The sequence below is a fragment of the Prevotella heparinolytica genome (assembly GCF_002998535.1).
Taxonomy (GTDB): domain Bacteria; phylum Bacteroidota; class Bacteroidia; order Bacteroidales; family Bacteroidaceae; genus Bacteroides; species Bacteroides heparinolyticus.
This window is the reverse complement of record NZ_CP027234.1, coordinates 1,855,239-1,873,239: the sequence shown is the minus strand read 5'-3', so window position 1 is coordinate 1,873,239 and position 18,001 is coordinate 1,855,239. Positions and strand designations below refer to the sequence as shown.

16 protein-coding genes and 1 tRNA gene are annotated in these 18,001 nt (G+C 47.8%); 7 read left to right on the top strand and 10 right to left on the bottom strand.

Annotated features, from left to right (window positions below):
- Positions 1-9: 9 nt before the first annotated feature.
- The 4 genes from C3V43_RS07720 to C3V43_RS07705 are packed head-to-tail and all read right to left on the bottom strand — an operon-like array spanning position 10 to position 4,605.
- Positions 10-2,547 carry a S9 family peptidase gene (locus tag C3V43_RS07720; protein WP_106069304.1) on the bottom strand — a complete coding sequence of 846 codons (2,538 nt, stop codon included), beginning with the start codon at positions 2,545-2,547 and terminating at the stop codon, positions 10-12.
- 14 nt (positions 2,548-2,561) lie between these two features.
- Positions 2,562-3,236 (bottom strand): RluA family pseudouridine synthase, encoded by a 675-nt coding sequence (locus C3V43_RS07715; protein ID WP_106069303.1) that lies wholly within the window; start codon positions 3,234-3,236, stop codon positions 2,562-2,564.
- 11 nt (positions 3,237-3,247) lie between these two features.
- Positions 3,248-3,994: a 3-oxoacyl-[acyl-carrier-protein] reductase gene (fabG, locus tag C3V43_RS07710; protein ID WP_106069302.1), complete on the bottom strand. Its 747-nt coding sequence runs from the start codon at positions 3,992-3,994 to the stop codon at positions 3,248-3,250.
- A gap of 14 nt (positions 3,995-4,008) precedes the next feature.
- Positions 4,009-4,605 (bottom strand): TetR/AcrR family transcriptional regulator, encoded by a 597-nt coding sequence (locus C3V43_RS07705; RefSeq protein ID WP_106069301.1) that lies wholly within the window; start codon positions 4,603-4,605, stop codon positions 4,009-4,011.
- 139 nt (positions 4,606-4,744) lie between these two features.
- Between C3V43_RS07705 and C3V43_RS07700 the strand changes: the two genes are divergently transcribed.
- Positions 4,745-4,819: transfer RNA gene (locus C3V43_RS07700), tRNA-Met, on the top strand.
- Between the two features lie 90 nt (positions 4,820-4,909).
- Here C3V43_RS07700 and C3V43_RS07695 read toward each other — a convergent pair.
- From C3V43_RS07695 to C3V43_RS07680, 4 genes are read right to left on the bottom strand one after another with little or no spacing between them, the layout of a single operon-like run.
- On the bottom strand, positions 4,910-5,770 hold the full coding sequence (locus C3V43_RS07695) for a hypothetical protein (RefSeq protein ID WP_106069300.1): 861 nt from the start codon (positions 5,768-5,770) through the stop codon (positions 4,910-4,912).
- 9 nt (positions 5,771-5,779) lie between these two features.
- Positions 5,780-6,151, bottom strand: a complete 372-nt coding sequence (locus C3V43_RS07690) for a GntR family transcriptional regulator (protein WP_106069299.1) — start codon at positions 6,149-6,151, stop codon at positions 5,780-5,782.
- Between the two features lie 6 nt (positions 6,152-6,157).
- The gene (locus C3V43_RS07685; protein ID WP_106070508.1) at positions 6,158-6,982 is read right to left on the bottom strand and encodes a hypothetical protein; all 825 of its coding nucleotides are present in this window, start codon (positions 6,980-6,982) and stop codon (positions 6,158-6,160) included.
- Between the two features lie 5 nt (positions 6,983-6,987).
- Positions 6,988-7,833, bottom strand: a complete 846-nt coding sequence (locus tag C3V43_RS07680; RefSeq protein WP_106069298.1) for an ABC transporter ATP-binding protein — start codon at positions 7,831-7,833, stop codon at positions 6,988-6,990.
- A 687-nt stretch (positions 7,834-8,520) separates the two neighbouring features.
- Here C3V43_RS07680 and C3V43_RS07675 point away from each other — a divergent pair.
- From C3V43_RS07675 to mutL, 6 genes are all read left to right on the top strand, one after another.
- The gene (locus C3V43_RS07675; protein WP_106070507.1) at positions 8,521-10,062 is read left to right on the top strand and encodes a peptidylprolyl isomerase; all 1,542 of its coding nucleotides are present in this window, start codon (positions 8,521-8,523) and stop codon (positions 10,060-10,062) included.
- 56 nt (positions 10,063-10,118) lie between these two features.
- A complete protein-coding gene (locus tag C3V43_RS07670; protein WP_106069297.1) occupies positions 10,119-10,967 on the top strand; it encodes a peptidylprolyl isomerase in 849 nt (282 codons plus the stop codon).
- 10 nt (positions 10,968-10,977) lie between these two features.
- The gene (locus tag C3V43_RS07665; RefSeq protein ID WP_106069296.1) at positions 10,978-12,345 is read left to right on the top strand and encodes a peptidylprolyl isomerase; all 1,368 of its coding nucleotides are present in this window, start codon (positions 10,978-10,980) and stop codon (positions 12,343-12,345) included.
- Between the two features lie 25 nt (positions 12,346-12,370).
- Positions 12,371-14,089 carry an OstA-like protein gene (locus C3V43_RS07660; RefSeq protein ID WP_106069295.1) on the top strand — a complete coding sequence of 573 codons (1,719 nt, stop codon included), beginning with the start codon at positions 12,371-12,373 and terminating at the stop codon, positions 14,087-14,089.
- Positions 14,090-14,093: 4 nt separating this feature from the next.
- Entirely contained in the window at positions 14,094-14,384 is a 291-nt protein-coding gene (locus tag C3V43_RS07655) for a hypothetical protein (RefSeq protein WP_106069294.1), read from the top strand.
- A 68-nt stretch (positions 14,385-14,452) separates the two neighbouring features.
- Positions 14,453-16,384: a DNA mismatch repair endonuclease MutL gene (gene mutL / locus C3V43_RS07650; RefSeq protein WP_106069293.1), complete on the top strand. Its 1,932-nt coding sequence runs from the start codon at positions 14,453-14,455 to the stop codon at positions 16,382-16,384.
- A 137-nt stretch (positions 16,385-16,521) separates the two neighbouring features.
- On the opposite strand, the gene trpS is transcribed toward mutL, so the two are convergent.
- A complete protein-coding gene (gene trpS, locus C3V43_RS07645) occupies positions 16,522-17,616 on the bottom strand; it encodes a tryptophan--tRNA ligase (RefSeq protein ID WP_106069292.1) in 1,095 nt (364 codons plus the stop codon).
- Positions 17,617-17,700: 84 nt separating this feature from the next.
- The gene (locus C3V43_RS14775) at positions 17,701-17,949 is read right to left on the bottom strand and encodes a hypothetical protein (protein ID WP_164996226.1); all 249 of its coding nucleotides are present in this window, start codon (positions 17,947-17,949) and stop codon (positions 17,701-17,703) included.
- Positions 17,950-18,001: the final 52 nt, after the last annotated feature.

The window sequence follows — 18,001 nt, the reverse complement described above, 5'->3', positions numbered from 1 at the left end:
ATCACTAACTCACCAATGCCTTTCGGGATACAGGTCGTTCCACCACGCCGGGCTGTTCTGCAGCCAGCGGGCAAACCATGCCATGATGGAGTTGTGCCACAACACGCGCTTGTCGTAGTCGAGGATGAAGTGGTTCTCGCCGTCTACAGTGATGAGCTCTACCGGTTTGCCCAGAATCTTCAGGGCGTTGTACATCTGGATGCTCTCGCCGATGGGCACATTGGTGTCCGCCGTGCCGTGCAACAGCAAGAGCGGAGTCTTGATTTTGTCGGCATTGAACAAGGCGCCGTGCTTGGTGAAGAGGTCGGGGTTGTTCCACGGATAACTCTCGGCGGCGGCCACGGAGTTGTACGAATATCCCCAATAGCCTTCGCCCCAATAGCTGGCCACGTTGCTGATGCCGGCATGCGAGGCGGCAGCGGCAAAGAGGTCGGTCTTGGTCTGCAGATACATCGTCATGAATCCGCCGTAGGAAGCTCCCAGACAGCCGATGCGCTTGGCGTCGACAAACGGATGTGCGGCGCAAAACTTCTTCGTGCCTTCGATAATTTCGTCGGCCGTGCGCTCGCCCCATGCGTTGACATGGCGGGCGGAGAATTCCTGCCCGTAGCCGATGGTGCCACTGGGCTGGAGGACGTAGACCACATAGTCGCGCGAGGCAAAGAGTTGGGGGGAGTATGGCGAGGTGATGCCGCGCGTGGAGGGCAGCGTTCCGCCGTAATAGTAAACGATAAGCGGGTATTTCTTTGCCGGGTCGAAAGAAGGAGGCAGGCACATCATGCCCCTGATTGTCGTGCCGTCTGCCGCCGTAAAGTCCCACTCTTCCATCTTGCCCAATTCTATCTTCTCCAAGATGGGGCTCATGGGATTGGCAAGCAAAGCGGAGGTCTGCTTTTTGGCATCATACATGTAAGCCGCTCCCGTGCCGGTGTTTCCTCCTCCCACATAGGCGGCAACCGAAGGATTGTCTTCGGCCAGTGAGAAATTGTAAATCACATCTTCCTCAAGTGGCAGTTTTTCGAACCGGTGGGTCTTCAAAGAATAGCGATAGATGTTCCGGCAGTCTCCGTCGGTGGTATTGAAATAAATGCAACCGTCCACACGGTTCCACTGCAAGGGAGTTACTGTCGGGTTGAAGTCTCGTGTGATAGGGTCTAACTTCTGCGTTGTCAAGTCCAAGATGAATGCTTGTGTGTCGAAGCTGTTGGCAATGGGATGAGGGTCACAATTGCGTCCGATGCCTCCGAGGGCATCCGGCCCGCCGGTCAGCAGCAGCTTCTTGCCGTCGGGAGAATAAGAAGCCCCCCCTATATAAGCGTCCCAGCCCACCAAAGTATCGGTCTTCAAAGTGGACAATTCTATCTCGAACAAAGAAGAAAGCGAGAACGGACACTCGGTGATGTTCGATTTGGATGTACTGCACAGCAGCTTCTTCCCGTCAGGAGAAATATCGTTCAGATAGACGTTGTGGCTGCCATAAGTGAGGCGTTCGGAAAGTCCCGTCGACAAATCGTACTTCATGAGATAATAGCGGTTGCGCGAATCGGGTATGCGGTCGTCCGGATGCAACAGTCGCTTCAACGGCCCGGCGACCTTTTCGCCTTCATCCGTCAGCGTATAAATGAGGCAGTCTTCCGTAGGCGACCAAGTGAAGTACTCTTCGGGAACGTTCTTCAACAAGACTTCCTCGCGCATGGTGGCGGGGTCGAACACCACCAAGTCATTCTGCTCTTTACCCACAACCGTATAATAAAGCTTATTGCTTCGTGGCATCCAACGCATACGCTCGTTGGCGCTGGGCAATATCACCCGCCCGGTCTTCACCTCGGTCAGCTCGCAACGGGTTTTGGAACGCTTCACGCCATAATTATCCGAATAGCAGGTCAGCAGGTATTTGCCGTTCGGCGAAAGGGAAACCCAACTCACACGGGAACCGAAGTTGGTATTGAACAACGAAAGGCGCCTTTTCAAGTCGGGCGCCATCAGGCAACCCACATCCGCAAACTCTTTCTCTTTTTCAAACTCGCACTTCAGCATCGGCGGCATCTTGTCATCGGCGGCGGAAAACAGCTTGATGACAACCTCATAATCCGTCTCCGGCTCCATGCGCAAGCTGACAACCGAAGGACGAACCTGCGACAGGCTGTCTTCCGCCGTATCTTTCATCTGCTTGGACTCGCCGTTCACAAACACTTCAAAGCGTACGGGAGCATAAACATTCAGCATACCTCGCATGAAACGCTCTGCACGCAGGTTGGTGGAAAACAGATAGACAAGATTGTCTTTATCTGCTTTCTTAACAGACACGTATCCTGCCGTATCGGCCGAAATCCTCTCATAGGGATATCCTTCAAATCCAAGGCTGATTTTCGTCTTCAAAAGGTTGGCAGTCGTAAACTTTTCTCCTTTGAAGTTGATGCTGTCTCCTTGAATGGGAGTGCGTAGCGCAACGGCAGGACGTACTTTGTACTCAGTTACTTTCTCTTGTGCCCGGACTGCCGACCCTGCCCAAAGGAGCAGTCCCGATAAAACAATAAGTTTCTTCATTATCATTTGGTTATTTAGATTATACTGTTAAATCCTTTCCATAAACTGTCAGACGGAACAGGCGCCTCTACCTCTATCAACTCCTTGGATACCGGATGCACAAAGCGGATATTCCGTGCGTGCAGGCAAATGCTTCCGTCCGGATTGGAACGAGGGGAGCCGTATTTCAAGTCGCCCTTGATGGGGCATCCCATCTTTGCCAGCTGGCAACGGATTTGATGATGCCGTCCCGTCTTCAGGTCTATTTCCAACAGATAATAGTTCTGTGAGTGCCCGATAAGTCGGTAGTGCAGGATGGCTTTCTTGCTGCCCGGCTTCTCACGGTCGTACGCATAACTCTTGTTCTGTTTCTCGTTGCGTATCATATAGTGCACCAATTCCCCTTCCTCCTGTGGAGGGCGGTTTTTCACCACGGCCCAGTAGGTCTTCTTTACTTCGCTGTTCTTGAACATTTCATTCAGACGGGAAAGCGCTTTACCGGTCTTGGCAAAAACAACAAGACCGCTCACGGGGCGGTCCAGTCGGTGAGTGACACCGATAAAGACATTGCCGGGTTTCTGATATTTCTCCTTCAAATACTGTTTCACGGTCTCTGAAAGCGGCGTATCGCCCGTTTTGTCTCCCTGAACTATCTCGGAAGCGGTTTTGTTGACTATAATGATATGATTGTCTTCGTATACGACAGTCATAGCAACGCTCTTTACATATTCATTCCACCATCTATCTGAATGACCTGGCCTGATACGTAGGATGACATATCGGAGGCAAGGAAAGTAGCCACGTTGGCCACGTCTTCGGGCGTACCGCCGCGACGCAAAGGAATCTTCTTGGCCCATTCGGCCTTTACCTCATCGGACAAGGCATCGGTCATGGCTGTCATGATGAATCCCGGAGCAATGGCATTGGCGCGGATACCGCGCGACCCTAATTCTTGTGCCACTGACTTGGCCAAGGCAATCATACCGGCTTTGGAAGCGGCATAGTTGGCCTGGCCTGCGTTGCCGTGAACACCTACCACAGAGGCCATGTTGATGATGCTGCCGGCTTTCTGGCGCATCATGACCGGCGTGCAGGCATGGATGAAGTTGAATGCCGATTTGAGGTTTACGTTGATGACCATGTCCCATTGTTGTTCGCTCATGCGCATCATCAGGCCGTCGCGCGTGATGCCGGCATTATTTACCAAAATATCGATGCGCCCGAAGTCTTTCTGAATATCCGCCACAACATTGGCCGTGTCTTCAAAGCTTGCAGCATTCGAAGCGTAAGCTTTGGCTTTTACACCCAAGGTTTCCAGTTCCTTTGCCGTAGCTTCGGCATTTTCGTCAATCACCAAGTCGGTGAACGCAACATTAGCTCCTTCTTGAGCAAACTTCAAAGCGATGGCCTTGCCAATGCCACGAGCGGCACCGGTCACAATGGCTGTTTTTCCTTCTAATAATCTCATATTCTTTAAACTGTTTATGAATGTATTTCTTTCTTTCCCAATGCACTGAGCACCATACGGCTTACGTAAGTCCCACGAACCTCATCGTCCATATCGGGAGCTATCTGACCGCGAATATAAGGTACTTCTATCCCTTTCACGCTATAATGTACGATGGCGGCAGTCATTTCGATGTCATCGATCTGAAACACTCCCTTTTCCACTCCTTCGCGGAGCACGTCTTCGAAAAGTTGTATCTCTTTTGCATCAAATCGCTTTCGCACCTTTTCCACCCTCCATATATCTCTGAAGAAGTTGGCACGGAGTGTTCCGTTGCGAAACACTACCTCTTTCACTGCATCCAGACGGGTGTATATCATTTCCATCATCTTTTCATCGGGCGAGATATCTTTCTCTGCCACACGCTTCATCATATCCGAAAGGATATCCAATTCCGTCTCGACAACAGCCATGTAAATATCTTCCTTACTTTTAAAATAGGTGTAAAGTGTTCTTCTTCCCTTTTTAGAGGCGAGGGCAATATCGTTCATCGTGGTATTCTCGACACCCATCTTTGCAAATAACTGACGGGCAACATCCACCAATTTAGCTTTTGTTTTCGATACGGTCATAAATTAATTGCACATTGCTTTAATATTTGAGCAAAAGTAAAACATTTCCGCATATCTCACAAGCAATAGAAAAATAATATGCATTTTATTTGCAGATTAAAAATAAAGCCGTACCTTTGCACCCACAAAACAACAACATCGCGGAGTGGAGCAGTGGTAGCTCGTTGGGCTCATAACCCAAAGGTCGTCTGTTCGAGTCAGGCCTCCGCAACCAAAAAGCCGTTCAAAAACTGAACGGCTTTTTCTTTTCCTGTCATCTACGTGGCTGTTTCGAGGCTGTATGAAAGTTTCGGGTTGAGTTCCGTTATTCCGTAGGCTTCGGTTTGTCTGTCAGTTCTATTTTGCCTCCGGACTCCAGTTTTACATTCAAAGCTGCTTCTTTGGCCAATGGCGTCCATAGCATTTGCCTGCACTCGTTTTTCTGCAATGTGCAGTATGCGCTACGGCTACCGCTCAGGTACTCCGTATCAATGTGGAAGGAATCCGTATTTACTGTCCAATTACCGATGTAATCCAAGTTCAGATGCATTTTCTCTGCCGAGCCGCTTTTGAAATGCCAGTTGTTTCCGCTTTGGATATGTAAGGAGCGGAAATGGCTGTTCTCTATCACGACCGGACCATAAATATGCCTGAAAGAAAGACTCAGACTGTCGCGCTCAAAGCCTCTGATCGTGCTCTTCTGGTCGTACATGTTAGATACGATGCTCTGTACGCCGGGGGGGACTGACAGGGTCATGCCGGTTTTGGAGTTCACGCTCAACCAAAATGTGCGAGCGAACTTTTTGTCTAATTTCTTCAATGGAAAGGCAAACGACACGGTCACTGTGTCTTCGGCGGATGTTATGGAAACAAAGGGCTCTAAGTCGGCGGCGAAAGAGATGCTGCCCGAAGCAGACGAGTCGGTAGGACATATCTCTAAAGGGATTTCTATGAAAGATGCCTCTTTGATTCTTTCTGCATCGCCGTTTCGGTTGCGGTCCGCACGCGGAGCAAGCAGTTTCAATACTTTGCATTCCGGAAGTGGAAAAGTTTTGGGTGCCTCGGTGAAATATAGTTCATAGTCGTCCCTGTTCAGTCCATGCTTTGACATGTAGAATATCGTGCCGCTCATCAGCAACAGTCCGCCGAGCAGCACTCCCAATATGATATAACTTGTTCGTTTCATTATCTGTCTTTATTTATTCTGTTTCTTACCATATGCCCGATACATGGCCATGAGTTCTTCTTCGGTCACGCCGAGCATGTATATTTGCTTGAAGAAGTAATCGGCTTCTTCTGTCAGGAAGGATTCTTTCCGTAGGAAATGAATCAGTTCGCGCGCACCGGCTGTCACGAAGTAACCGATGCCCCGCTTGATATGGATGATGCCTTGCGTCTGCAAGTAGTCGTACGAGCGCATCACGGTATTGGCGTTGACCTCCACCACAGCCGCATACTCACGCACCGAAGGAATGCGCTCTTCCTCCCGATACTGTCCGAGGAGTATCTCGTCGCAGATGCGGTCTGCTATTTGCAGGTAGATGGCCTTACTTTCTTTGAAATTCATACTTTATCACCAACGGTTAATGATTTCTGACTCTTTGAAACGGAAATAGGCAAGCACCCAGTTGAAAAGGGCGGCGAGCGAACATAAGATGGCTCCCCAGAAGGCGGCTTGCTCGTCCGTGAGAAACTTATTTTCCATATAATTATCGGGGAATAGCACTTTTACTAACCCTGCGCCAATCAGCAAGTAGACTATGACGATGACAACTCCGGCGGCAAACGTCTTGAGGAAAGCATTCTTGGCCCAAATGGAGCTGCCCAGTACGAAGCAGGATTGCAAGAGGAAATAGAAACTTACGCCAAACATAAATTTGTCACAATTATTGAAAGCTGTCCAATGTTCTGCCGGGCCTACGAGATAGACGGAAAGCGGCATGGGAGCTATCTGGCTCACTTCGGGGTATTTTACCGTAAAATACAGCACGCGGGTCCAGTCTGCCAGTTTGAAGGACACCAAGAAAACGATGAGGAAGCCGAACGTAAAAACCAGCCAGCGCGAGAGGAATTTCTCGAACATCGTGGCCGGTGTCAGCAGCATGGCTGTACGGCCGGTCTTTGTCTTCATTCGTTCCATGATGAACGATGCGCTCAGGCAGCCCATGAGGACAATGCACCAGATAAATGTTATCGCGTGAAAAGGCCATGCCGGGTCATTAGTCACTCCTTCCCAATTGCGATCGGTATATTCAATATATCCGTTCCATATAAAGATTATCGCAATCATGCCGTACATCAACACCATGCGCAGCACATTGGCTTTCCAGTTTTCCACCATATCCTTGCGGCACAGGTTCACAAAACGGGGCATACTAAAAAAGGTATCACGTATCATCATTCTTATTTGTTAGAGTGAAACATATCTGCTATTTTGCCGGGAGAGGAGAGCACCGCTCCAAACAACAGCTCGAGGTTTATCTCCGATTCCTCACCATCCGCATTGGGCAGCATCAGGTAATTGCCTTGCACGGAAGGCAGTGCATACAATGCTTTTTGCGCCAATTCCCGGTTGTCACTTTCCACAAAGAGAAGCTTGCGGCAAATATCGGTCGTGGACGCGTCGAGCATCACATGCTTGTTGTCCATGATGAGCACGTGGTCCAGAATCTTGTCGATATCCCTCACTTGATGGGTAGAAACGACAATCGTCTTGTCGTCCGACATTCCGGAAGCAATGAACTTGCGAAACTGACTCTTGCCGGGGATATCAAGTCCATTGGTGGGTTCGTCCATCAGCAGCAACGAAGTGTTGGTGGCCAAGGCAAAGCTCATGAACACTTTTTTCTTCTGACCCATGGAGAGTGCCCCCAGATTGATGTCCTGCTCCATCTCGAAAAAATGCAGATACCTCATCATGTCTTCTTTGCTGAAACGCGGATAGAACGGGCTGTTCAGCTCCACATAGCTGACAAGGGAGATGGCCGGAAGCTCAAACTCTTCGGGCACCAGAAACATGTCCCGCAACGTGATGGGCAACCGGCGGCGTACGTCGACATCGTGATATATCACTTTCCCATGCTTGGGGGTGAGCAAACCGCTCATCAGATAGAGCAAGGTGGACTTGCCGGCTCCGTTCTTGCCCAGTAATCCATAAACCCTGCCTTTCTCCAATGAGAGGGAAAAATCGTCCAGCACATCTTTCTTGCCTCGACGATAACTGAATGAAATGTTTTCTACTTGTAGCATATATTTAAATGATTGCGAGTTTTTTGTGTATTAGTAAAATAGTACACTGCAAAAGTATATATTCTTTTGGGAATAGCAAATTATTAATCGGATTTTTTTTAATAATTCTTTCGGGCAACACGAAACGGAACGAAAAAAATAGATGAAAGATGCATCATACGTTTTCAACCTTGAATTTGCGAAAGGTGGAAAATTGTTTACTTTTTATAAGAATGTACGTCTGCCGGCGCTTGCTGTATAGATGTTCTTTACGGGAAATATAGATGCAGTGCGCTCGGAATATAGATGCAGCATGGTGGAAATATATCTCCACCGAATCCTGCCTACAGGTATCTCTCGAAAGGGGAGGCTCTTTGAGATGTCTTTGTGTTAATTATTGACAAAGCAATGTCCTTATGGAACATCATGCCGAAAAACTAAGCGGCATAAATGTAACATTTAAGGCTTAAAATGTAACATTTGGTACACATAGCATAGCATAGTATAGCATAGTATAGTATAGCATACCCCCTCCTCAAGAGTTCCCCCGAAACCGGGGGCACCGAGGGCTCGGCCGTTCCGTCCGCGGAGGAGGAATATCGCCGGAAGATGAATGGCGGCTCATATCTTTTGAAAACATTGCATTTTCTTATCGTGGTTATTCCAAAGATTTTCCGTAAGTTTGCGGGTCTTAAAGAAGAGTGGATGATGGTTAGATTGGCTTTGATATCTGTGCTTTGGGGATTCGTTTTGGCTGTTTCGGCTCAAAACGACCCGGTGCTCATGCGTATTGACGGAAAGGAGGTTTTTCGTTCCGAGTTCGAGCGTTTCTGTGATAAAAAAGGCATGAATGCAGGTGTAGGGCGAAAAGAACTGAATGAGTATGTCGATTCCTTTGTGAGCTTTAAGTTGAAAGTTGCTGCGGCCAAAGCTGCGGGATTGGATACGGCCACCGTTTTTCTGAAAGAACGAGAACGTTATCGTAACCGGTTGGTCAGGGCTTACCTGACGGATATGGAAACTGCCGGTAAGGAGGCACGTGACTTTTACGATAAGATGAAATCCGGGCATCGCGCAGGGCAAGTGCTGGTGAAGCATGTTTTTAAATACCTTCCTCAAAATATTTCCGGCCATGCGATGCGGGAGGTAGAACACAAAATGGATTCTGTCTTCAGGCAGTTGGAGAAAGCGAATGCGGCAACGGATTTCGATGTTTGTGTCAATCTTTTTTCTGATGACAAAAGCTCTTTCTGGGTTAGTCGGACGCAAATGCCGATAGAGTTTGAAGACGTTGTGTTTGGCTTGAAGGTAGGAGAGTTCTCCCGTCCGTTCTTCACTCCGCAGGGCATTCACATTGCGAAAGTTCTTGAACGAAAGGAGTTTGATGAAGTGAAGGATGAAGTCATCCATCGTCAAACCTTTCGGCATGGAGAGAATAAGATTATCCGAACTTTTGTGGAGAAACTGAAGAAGGAGTATCGCTATACGCCCGACAAAGCCGGCATAGACGAACTTCTGTCGGCAGGCAGTACGCGTCGGACACTCTTTATGTTGGATGGAAAATCGTACACCGGAGAGGGCTTTTCCCGTTTCGCAGCTGCGCATCCGGCCGGGGTACGCAAACAGTTAGAGGAGTTTGTCATGAAGACCGTGCTGGATTATGAGAACAGTCGTTTGGAGCGGAAACACCCGGAGTTCAGGATGCTGCTGCAAGAGCATTGCGACAGTGTATTGCTTGCCGAAATTATTCATCGTGAAATCGGGGAAGAGAAAGTGGGGAATGAAGCGGAATTAAAGGGATATTTTGAAACGCACCGTTCGGATTTTCATTGGGGGGAGGCACGTTATAAAGGGATGGTGTTGCATTGTGCCACCAAACGGGTGGCCAAGCAAGCGAGGAAGCTCCTGAAGAAACTGCCTGAAACCGAATGGAAAGATGCCATTCGGTTGACTTTTAATGTCGAAGGGAAGCAGCAGATACAGGCAGAGCAAGGAACATATGCTCCCGGCGATAATGGGTATGTGGATCAGTTGGTTTTTGGAAAGAGAGAAATGGCTCCGGTTTTGTCATACCCTTTTACAATAGTGCTCGGCAAGAAGCAAAAAGGACCGGATAGTTGGGAGGAAGTACATGAATCCGTAACCATGGCCTATCAAAATCATCTGGAAGCACTTTGGACCGCAAAGTTGCGTTCTGCTGCTAAGGTTGAATTTGAACAAGAGGTTTTAAAAACCGTTAATAATCACTGATGCAACCGATTAAAACATTATCTTCGTACTTTAAAATGAGTAAATATCAGTTGGCGATGCGAACAACCGGCTTTGGACTTTTGATTCTCTTCCTCTGCATGTCATGCAATGACCGGCACGATCATGAAGGGCGAACACCTTTGGTGGAGCTGGATGGTTATTTTCTCTATAAGGAAGATTTGCAATCGGTGCAGCCCGTAGGTTTGTCAAAAGACGACAGTTTGTTATTTGCCGAACATTATGTACGTAATTGGGCGGAAGATGTGTTGCTGTATGATAAAGCAATGGATAATATTCCCAATAATGGTGAAATAGAGAAACTTGTGGAGAACTATCGTAAGGCTTTGATAGTACATACCTACCAGCAGGCTTTAATACATCAACAGCTCTCGGATGAGATTTCCGAGCAGGACTTGACAGACTATTACGAGAAGAATCAGGCTCTTTTTAAGGTGGAACGCCCGTTGATCAAAGGTTTGTTCATTAAAGTTCCTTTGTCGGCTCCGCAGTTGTCCAATGTCCGCCGCTGGTATAGGACGGAGGCGCGCGAAGCTGTGGAGAAGCTGGAAAAATATAGCTTGCAAAATGCCGTGAAGTATGAATACTTTTATGACAAATGGGTGCCGGCGTCGGATATTCTGGCTATGATGCCGTTGAAAGTAGCCAATCTGGAAGGCTATCTCGGCGAACATCGGCAAATTGAATTGAAAGATACGGCTTTTTATTATTTTCTTAATGTGAGCGATCTTCGCTCGGCAGGTGAGCAGGCACCCTATGAGTTTGCACATGCTCAGGTGAAAGACATGCTGCTGAATATGAAGCAAGTGGATTTTATGAAAAAGGTGAAAGACGACCTGTATCAGAGTGCAGTGAAAAAAGACAAGATTAAATATTATTTAGAATAAGATACCAAGAATGAAAAAGTGTATGAACTTTAAGTTTGTAGTTTTATTAGCCTTGACACTATGGTTTGGTCCTACCGTTTACGGGCAAGACAACGTGATTGATGAGGTGGTATGGGTGGTAGGCGACGAGGCCATCTTGAAGTCCGAAGTGGAGGAGGCGCGCATGAGTGCACTGTATGAAGGACGAAAATTCGATCGTGACCCTTACTGTGTGATACCCGAAGAGATAGCCGTGCAAAAGCTATACCTCCATCAGGCGGCACTTGATAGTATCGAGGTTTCCGAAAATGAAGTTGTGCAACGTGTGGACTATATGACGAATATGTACATCGCCAATATCGGCTCGCGCGAGAAAATGGAAGAATACTTCAATAAGACCTCCAGCCAGATTCGTGAAACATTGCGCGAGAATGCACGCGAAGGGTTGAAAGTACAGAAGATGCAGCAGAAATTAGTCGGAGAAGTAAAGGTGACTCCGGCCGAGGTACGCCGTTATTTTAAGGATTTGCCGCAGGACAGTATTCCTTATATCCCGACTCAGGTGGAAGTGCAGATTATTACCCAGCAGCCCAAAATTCCTTTGGAAGAGATTGAAGATGTAAAAAGACGTTTGCGGGAATACACCGAGCGCATCAATAAAGGCGAAAGCTTCTCCATGCTGGCCCGTCTCTATTCTGACGATCGCGCGTCGGCAATCAATGGCGGCGAAATGCCGTTTACCGGACGCGGATATTTAGACCCGGCTTTTGCCAATGTGGCTTTCAACCTGCAAGATCCGAACAAGGTTTCCAAAATAGTGGAGTCGGAATATGGTTTCCATATCATTCAGCTGATGGAAAAACGTGGCGACCGCATCAAAGTGCGTCATCTTCTTTTGAAACCTCATATTCCGGAAGCGGCTTTGACAGCCGGATGTGTACGTTTGGACTCCATTGCCGACGACATCCGTAATGGCAAGTTCTCGTTCGAGGAGGCTGCCGCCGTGCTTTCGCAGGACAAGGATACGCGTAATAACCACGGTCTGCTGCCCAATCCCAACTCGAATACATCCAAGTTTGAGATGCAGGAACTTCCTCCTGAAATAGCCAAAGTGGTAGACAAGATGAAGGTGGGTGAAATTTCCGAGGCATTCACCATGATTCCGCAAAAGACGGGAAAAGAAGAGTGCGTGATCGTGAAGTTGAAGAGCCGTACGGCAGGACATAAAGCAACGATTGCCGACGACTATCAGAACCTGAAGGAAATAGTACTTGAGAAACATCGCAGCCAAGTATTGGATAAGTGGATTCGCGAGAAGCAGAAGCATACTTATGTCCGCATTAAGGATAGTTGGAAGAATAACTGTACGTTCAAGTATCCGGGCTGGATTAAAAATTGACCCGTAGGGATTTACATAAATTTGTATGCAAAGAAAGTATATAAGAACTCATTTTCTGAACAAGCATAGATACCTTTTGATAGGTATTCTATGCTTGTTTGGCATCTGTCTGTTAAGCGCCCAAGATAAAAAGACGAAGACCGCTACTTCCAAGAATAAAGTGGTGGCAACAGACAAGCAACAAGCGCCGGCAGCCGGAAAGCAGAAAACCCGTGTGGATTTGCTCTATGCCGATGAAGCGCAAGCCGATAAACTTTCGCGTCCCGATGTGCAGATACTTGTCGGTTCGGTAAGGCTGAAGCACGACAGCATGTACATGTTCTGCGACAGTGCCTTGATCTTCGAGAAGATAAACTCGGTTGAGGCGTTTGGCAACGTTCGTATGGAACAGGGGGACACCTTATTTATTTACGGTGATTACCTTTACTACGACGGGATGTCGCAGTTGGCCATATTGCGCGAAAATGTGCGCATGATTAATCGTAAAACAGAATTGACCACCGACAGCCTGAATTATGACCGTTTGTATAACTTAGGTTACTATTTTGAAGGCGGGACGCTGACCGATGAAGAAAATGTACTTACTTCCGAATGGGGAGAATATAGTCCGACTACTAAGTTGGCTGTTTTCAACCATGATGTGAAACTGGTCAATCCGAAATTCGTGCTGACATCAGACACACTGAAATATAGTACGGAAACTAAAGTAGCCACCATCTTGGGACCTTCCGATATTGTAAGTGAGCAGAACCATATCTATTCCGAGCGCGGTGTGTACAACACAATTACCGAACAGGCAGAGTTGCTCGACCGTTCCATTCTGACCAACGAAGGCAAGAAATTGACCGGTGACAGTCTTTTCTACGATCGCAAGCTGGGCTATGGCGAAGCTTTTGACAATGTGCAGATGAATGATACGGTGAACCGGAACATGCTTACCGGCGACTATTGTTTCTATAATGAACTTACCGGTAATGCCGTAGCCACCCGGCGTGCAATGGCTGTTGATTATTCGCAAGGCGACAGTCTGTTTATGCACGCCGACACTTTGCGGTTGATTACTTATCATCTGAATACCGACTCCATGTACCGGGAGATGCGTGCCTATCACAAGGTTCGGGCCTATCGCACGGATGTGCAAGCGGTGTGCGACTCTTTGGTCTACAACTCAAAAGACTCCTGCATGACAATGTATACCGACCCTATTCTGTGGCATGGAGAACAGCAGTTGCTGGGCGAAGAAATCAAAGTTTATATGAACGACAGCACCATCGACTGGGCGCATATCATTCGTCAGGCTCTAACGGTAGAAAAGATGGACAGTATCCATTATAATCAAGTGTCCGGCAAGGAAATGAAAGCCTTCTTCATTGACGGTGATATGCGTAGGGTCGAAGTCAACGGCAATGTGCTGGTGGTCTACTATCCGGTAGAAGAAAAAGACAGCTCGTTGATTATGATGAACTATTCCGAAGGAGGATTGTTGAAAATGTATCTGAAGGACAGGAAAATGGAACGCGGGGTCTTTGTAGGGAAAACCACCGGCACAGCCTATCCTCTGGATCAGATTCCAGCAGAAAAGAGCAAGCTGCCTTCTTTTGTGTGGTTTGACTATATCCGCCCGAAAAACAAGGAGGATATCTTTGAGTGGAGAGGTAAGAAAGCGGGCGAAGCGTTGAAGAAAAGCGACCGGAAACCTGTGGTTTCGCCAAGGAACATGCATATCAAACGAAATAAAAAGTAACGCTATGGGAATGTTTACGATGCGGAAGCCCCGTGGCTTCAATCATCCATATATCTATGTGGACGAGCGGAAAGAGAAGTTGGCGAAAATGGAAGAGAACGCCAAACGCGATTTGGGTATGCTGCCGGAGAAAGAGTTCTCTCCTGAAGATATCCGAGGTAAATTCATTGAGGGAACCACCCACTTGAAGCGTCGGAAAGAGAGCGGACGCAAACCGGTGCATTTGGGAATCATTTTGGTGGTCATTGCCCTGCTGATTTACCTGTGGTATGCCATCAGTAGCGGGATTATATAGAAGTTGTTGCCGAATGTCATTCGGCTTCTTCCTTTTCTTAACGTATACTTGCTAAATTGTAGTTATTTATGAGCGATATTATTCATTTGCTGCCCGATTCGGTTGCTAATCAGATAGCAGCCGGAGAGGTGATTCAGCGTCCGGCATCTGTGGTGAAAGAACTGGTGGAAAATGCGATTGATGCCGAAGCCCGTGAAATACATGTGTTGATTACTGATGCAGGCAAGACCTGTATTCAAGTGATCGATGACGGAAAGGGAATGTCCGAAACCGATGCGCGCCTTTCTTTTGAGCGGCATGCTACTTCAAAGATACGCGAGGCAGCCGATTTATTCGCCTTGCGCACCATGGGGTTTCGCGGCGAAGCGCTGGCTTCCATTGCCGCTGTGGCAGAGGTGGAGTTGAAAACACGATTGGAGAATGAAGAACTGGGAACACGCTTGTTGATTGCCGGCTCTAAGGTTGAGAGCCAGGAAACTGTATCTTGCCCTAAGGGAAGCAATTTCTCTATCAAAAACCTGTTCTTTAATGTTCCTGCCCGACGCAAATTCCTGAAAGCTAATTCCACAGAGTTGAGCAATATCCTTACGGAGTTTGAACGTATTGCGTTGGTGCATCCCGAGGTGGCTTTCTATTTGTATAGCAACGATAGTGAGTTGTTCAATTTGCCGGTGGTGTCCCTACGGCAACGCATTCTGGCCATATTCGGCAAGAAGCTGAACCAGCAGTTGCTAACCATGGAGGTGGACACGACAATGATTAAGATTTCCGGTTTTGTTGCCAAGCCCGAGACGTCGCGTAAGAAAGGGGCGCATCAATATTTCTTTGTGAACGGACGTTACATGCGGCACCCTTATTTCCACAAGGCAGTGATGGATGCTTACGAACAACTGATTCCGGCCGGTGAGCAAATCTCCTATTTTATTTATCTGGAGGTCGATCCGGCAAATATTGATGTGAACATCCATCCCACAAAGACAGAAATCAAGTTCGAGAACGAGCAAGCCATTTGGCAGATTCTGTCGGCGGCAGTCAAGGAAGCTTTGGGGAGATTCAGCGCTGTTCCTACCATTGATTTTGATACGGAAGACATGCCCGATATCCCGGCATTCGAGCAAACGCGGCCGATTGAGCCTCCGAAAGTGCACTATAATGCCGACTTCAATCCTTTTAAAACGTCATCTTCTTCCTCTTCTTCTTATGGGGGAGGCGGAAACTATTCGCGGCCGAAAGTGGAGTGGGAGGGACTCTATTCCGGTCTGGAGAAAGGCAGTAGGATGAACAATTCGATGGGGGAACAATTTTTTGCCGAAGAGGGAGAAGGGAGAGGTTTCGTAGTCTCCGGAGAGGAACCGGACGTGTCATATCGTTCGGGCGCCACTCCTGTCGGTGCAACATCGGCTTCCTTCTGCGGAAGTGAAGTCTCCATAGAAAAAGGAGCTCAACATTTTCAGTTCAAGGGGCGTTTCATTCTGACTTCCGTAAAGTCTGGTTTGATGTTGATAGACCAACATCGTGCGCATGTTCGGGTACTGTTCGACCGTTATATGAGCCAGATCAATCAGAAACAAGGGGTGTCGCAAGGGGTACTTTTCCCGGAGATAATCCATTTGCCGGTTTCCGAAGCAGCTGTACTCGAAAGTATCATGGACGATTTGTCGGCGGTAGGTTTCGACTTGAGTCCGTTGGGTGGTGGCAGCTATGCCATCAATGGCATACCTTCGGGCATCGAAGGACTGAGCCCGGTGGAATTGATCGGGAATATGGTGCATACTGCCATGGAGAAAGGAAGCGATGTGAAAGAAGAGGTACAGACTATTCTTGCATCCACATTGGCTCGTGCCGCAGCCATTGTTTATGGTCAGGTATTGAGCAATGATGAGATGGTGAACCTCGTGGATAGCCTGTTTGCCTGTCCTGCTCCTAACTATACTCCTGACGGGCGGGTAGTGCTGGCAACCATCAAGGAGGAAGAAATAGAAAAGCTTTTCAATAAATGAAATAGTGGGTTGATTCCTTTTGCTTTGACGACCTCAAAACCAAAGTGACCTCAGAAGACCGGATGATTCGTGAGCCATATCCGGTTTCTTGAGGTCACTTTGGTTTTGAAATATTTCAGAATGGAGTTCGGCAAAGATTACTCTTCGCTGAACTTCTTCACTTGTTCGGCAATTAGTTCTGCGTCATCGAAATAGTTTATCTTCATGGCTTTGCGCACGTCGTCCAGAGTGGCGGCAGCCGTTTCCCTGGCTGTATCGCAACCTTTTTTCAGCATTTCGTAGATGGAAGGAATGTCTTTCTCGAACTCTTTGCGACGATTGCGAATCGGCTCTAACGTTTCCTGCATGATGGCATTGAGAAATTTCTTGACCTTCATGTCACCAAGACCGCCACGTTGGTAGTGGGCTTTCAATTCATCCAGATTGGGATATTCGGGTAGATAGAGACCGAAGTGTTCGGGGCGGCAGAAAGCATCGAGATAGGTGAATACCGTGTTGCCTTCAAGCTTTCCGGGGTCGGAAACGTGCAAGTGGTCGGGGTCGGTGTACATGCTTTTCACCTTCTTTTCCACGTCTTCGGCGGTGTCGGACAGGTAGATGCAGTTGCCGAGCGACTTGCTCATCTTGGCTTTGCCGTCGGTTCCCGGCAGGCGCAGGCAAGCGGCATTGTCGGGCAGGAGGATTTCAGGTTCAACGAGTGTTTCACCATATATATAATTGAAGCGTCGCACGATTTCGCGTGCCTGTTCCAGCATGGGTTCCTGATCTTCGCCTACGGGCACGGTGGTGGCGCGGAAGGCTGTAATGTCGGCCGCTTGGCTGATGGGGTAAGTGAAGAAACCTACGGGGATGCTTGTCTCAAAGTTGCGCATCTGTATCTCGGTCTTTACTGTCGGGTTGCGTTGCAGGCGGCTGACAGTGACCAGATTCATGTAGTAGAAAGAAAGTTCGCAAAGCTCCGGAATCTGAGACTGGATGAAAATGGTGCTTTTCGTTGGGTCCAGACCGCATGCCAGATAGTCGAGGGCTACTTCGATGACGTTCTGACGTACTTTTTCCGGATTCTCCATGTTGTCGGTCAGTGCTTGCGCATCGGCGATGAAGACGAACGTCTTGTCGTATAAACCGGAATTTTGCAGTTCCACTCTTCTTCTCAATGAGCCTACATAGTGTCCTATGTGCAGCCGTCCCGTGGGGCGGTCGCCCGTAAGGATGATTTTTTCTTTTGACATATAATGTGTTTTTAGTTCCTATATAATGATGTAAGGGCATTGCTGTCCGTAATGCCTGCAAAGATACCGATAATTATCCAAAAATCAAGGGATAGCGATTTCTCTTATATGTAATCCTCTTGCCGGAATTGCCGCTCTGCTTAAAATATTAGACGGATTCATTTGTTCTTTTCGCAAATAAGTAGTTTCTTTGCACAAATTTTGAAACAACAATGCAGCCGCAGGAAATGAGAAACAAATACAATCCCTATTCGAGTGATTATCATTCGGTAGTCGTTGGTTTCTCTTTTTTCCACGATGATATTTTTTATTTTCTTGAAGAAATGCGTTCATCTTTTATAGTGGACGCATTTTTTTTTAGGCTGGTTTATGTTTTGCGCGGCTT

Bases quoted from the DNA above. Each gene is read 5' to 3' on its own strand.
- C3V43_RS07720 (WP_106069304.1), bottom strand. From the start codon at position 2,547: ATGAAGAAACTTATTGTTTTATCGGGACTGCTCCTTTGGGCAGGGTCG.
- C3V43_RS07715 (WP_106069303.1), bottom strand. From the start codon at position 3,236: ATGACTGTCGTATACGAAGACAATCATATCATTATAGTCAACAAAACC.
- fabG (WP_106069302.1), bottom strand. From the start codon at position 3,994: ATGAGATTATTAGAAGGAAAAACAGCCATTGTGACCGGTGCCGCTCGT.
- C3V43_RS07705 (WP_106069301.1), bottom strand. From the start codon at position 4,605: ATGACCGTATCGAAAACAAAAGCTAAATTGGTGGATGTTGCCCGTCAG.
- C3V43_RS07695 (WP_106069300.1), bottom strand. From the start codon at position 5,770: ATGAAACGAACAAGTTATATCATATTGGGAGTGCTGCTCGGCGGACTG.
- C3V43_RS07690 (WP_106069299.1), bottom strand. From the start codon at position 6,151: ATGAATTTCAAAGAAAGTAAGGCCATCTACCTGCAAATAGCAGACCGC.
- C3V43_RS07685 (WP_106070508.1), bottom strand. From the start codon at position 6,982: ATGATACGTGATACCTTTTTTAGTATGCCCCGTTTTGTGAACCTGTGC.
- C3V43_RS07680 (WP_106069298.1), bottom strand. From the start codon at position 7,833: ATGCTACAAGTAGAAAACATTTCATTCAGTTATCGTCGAGGCAAGAAA.
- C3V43_RS07675 (WP_106070507.1), top strand. From the start codon at position 8,521: ATGGTTAGATTGGCTTTGATATCTGTGCTTTGGGGATTCGTTTTGGCT.
- C3V43_RS07670 (WP_106069297.1), top strand. From the start codon at position 10,119: ATGCGAACAACCGGCTTTGGACTTTTGATTCTCTTCCTCTGCATGTCA.
- C3V43_RS07665 (WP_106069296.1), top strand. From the start codon at position 10,978: ATGAAAAAGTGTATGAACTTTAAGTTTGTAGTTTTATTAGCCTTGACA.
- C3V43_RS07660 (WP_106069295.1), top strand. From the start codon at position 12,371: ATGCAAAGAAAGTATATAAGAACTCATTTTCTGAACAAGCATAGATAC.
- C3V43_RS07655 (WP_106069294.1), top strand. From the start codon at position 14,094: ATGGGAATGTTTACGATGCGGAAGCCCCGTGGCTTCAATCATCCATAT.
- mutL (WP_106069293.1), top strand. From the start codon at position 14,453: ATGAGCGATATTATTCATTTGCTGCCCGATTCGGTTGCTAATCAGATA.
- trpS (WP_106069292.1), bottom strand. From the start codon at position 17,616: ATGTCAAAAGAAAAAATCATCCTTACGGGCGACCGCCCCACGGGACGG.
- C3V43_RS14775 (WP_164996226.1), bottom strand. From the start codon at position 17,949: ATGAACGCATTTCTTCAAGAAAATAAAAAATATCATCGTGGAAAAAAG.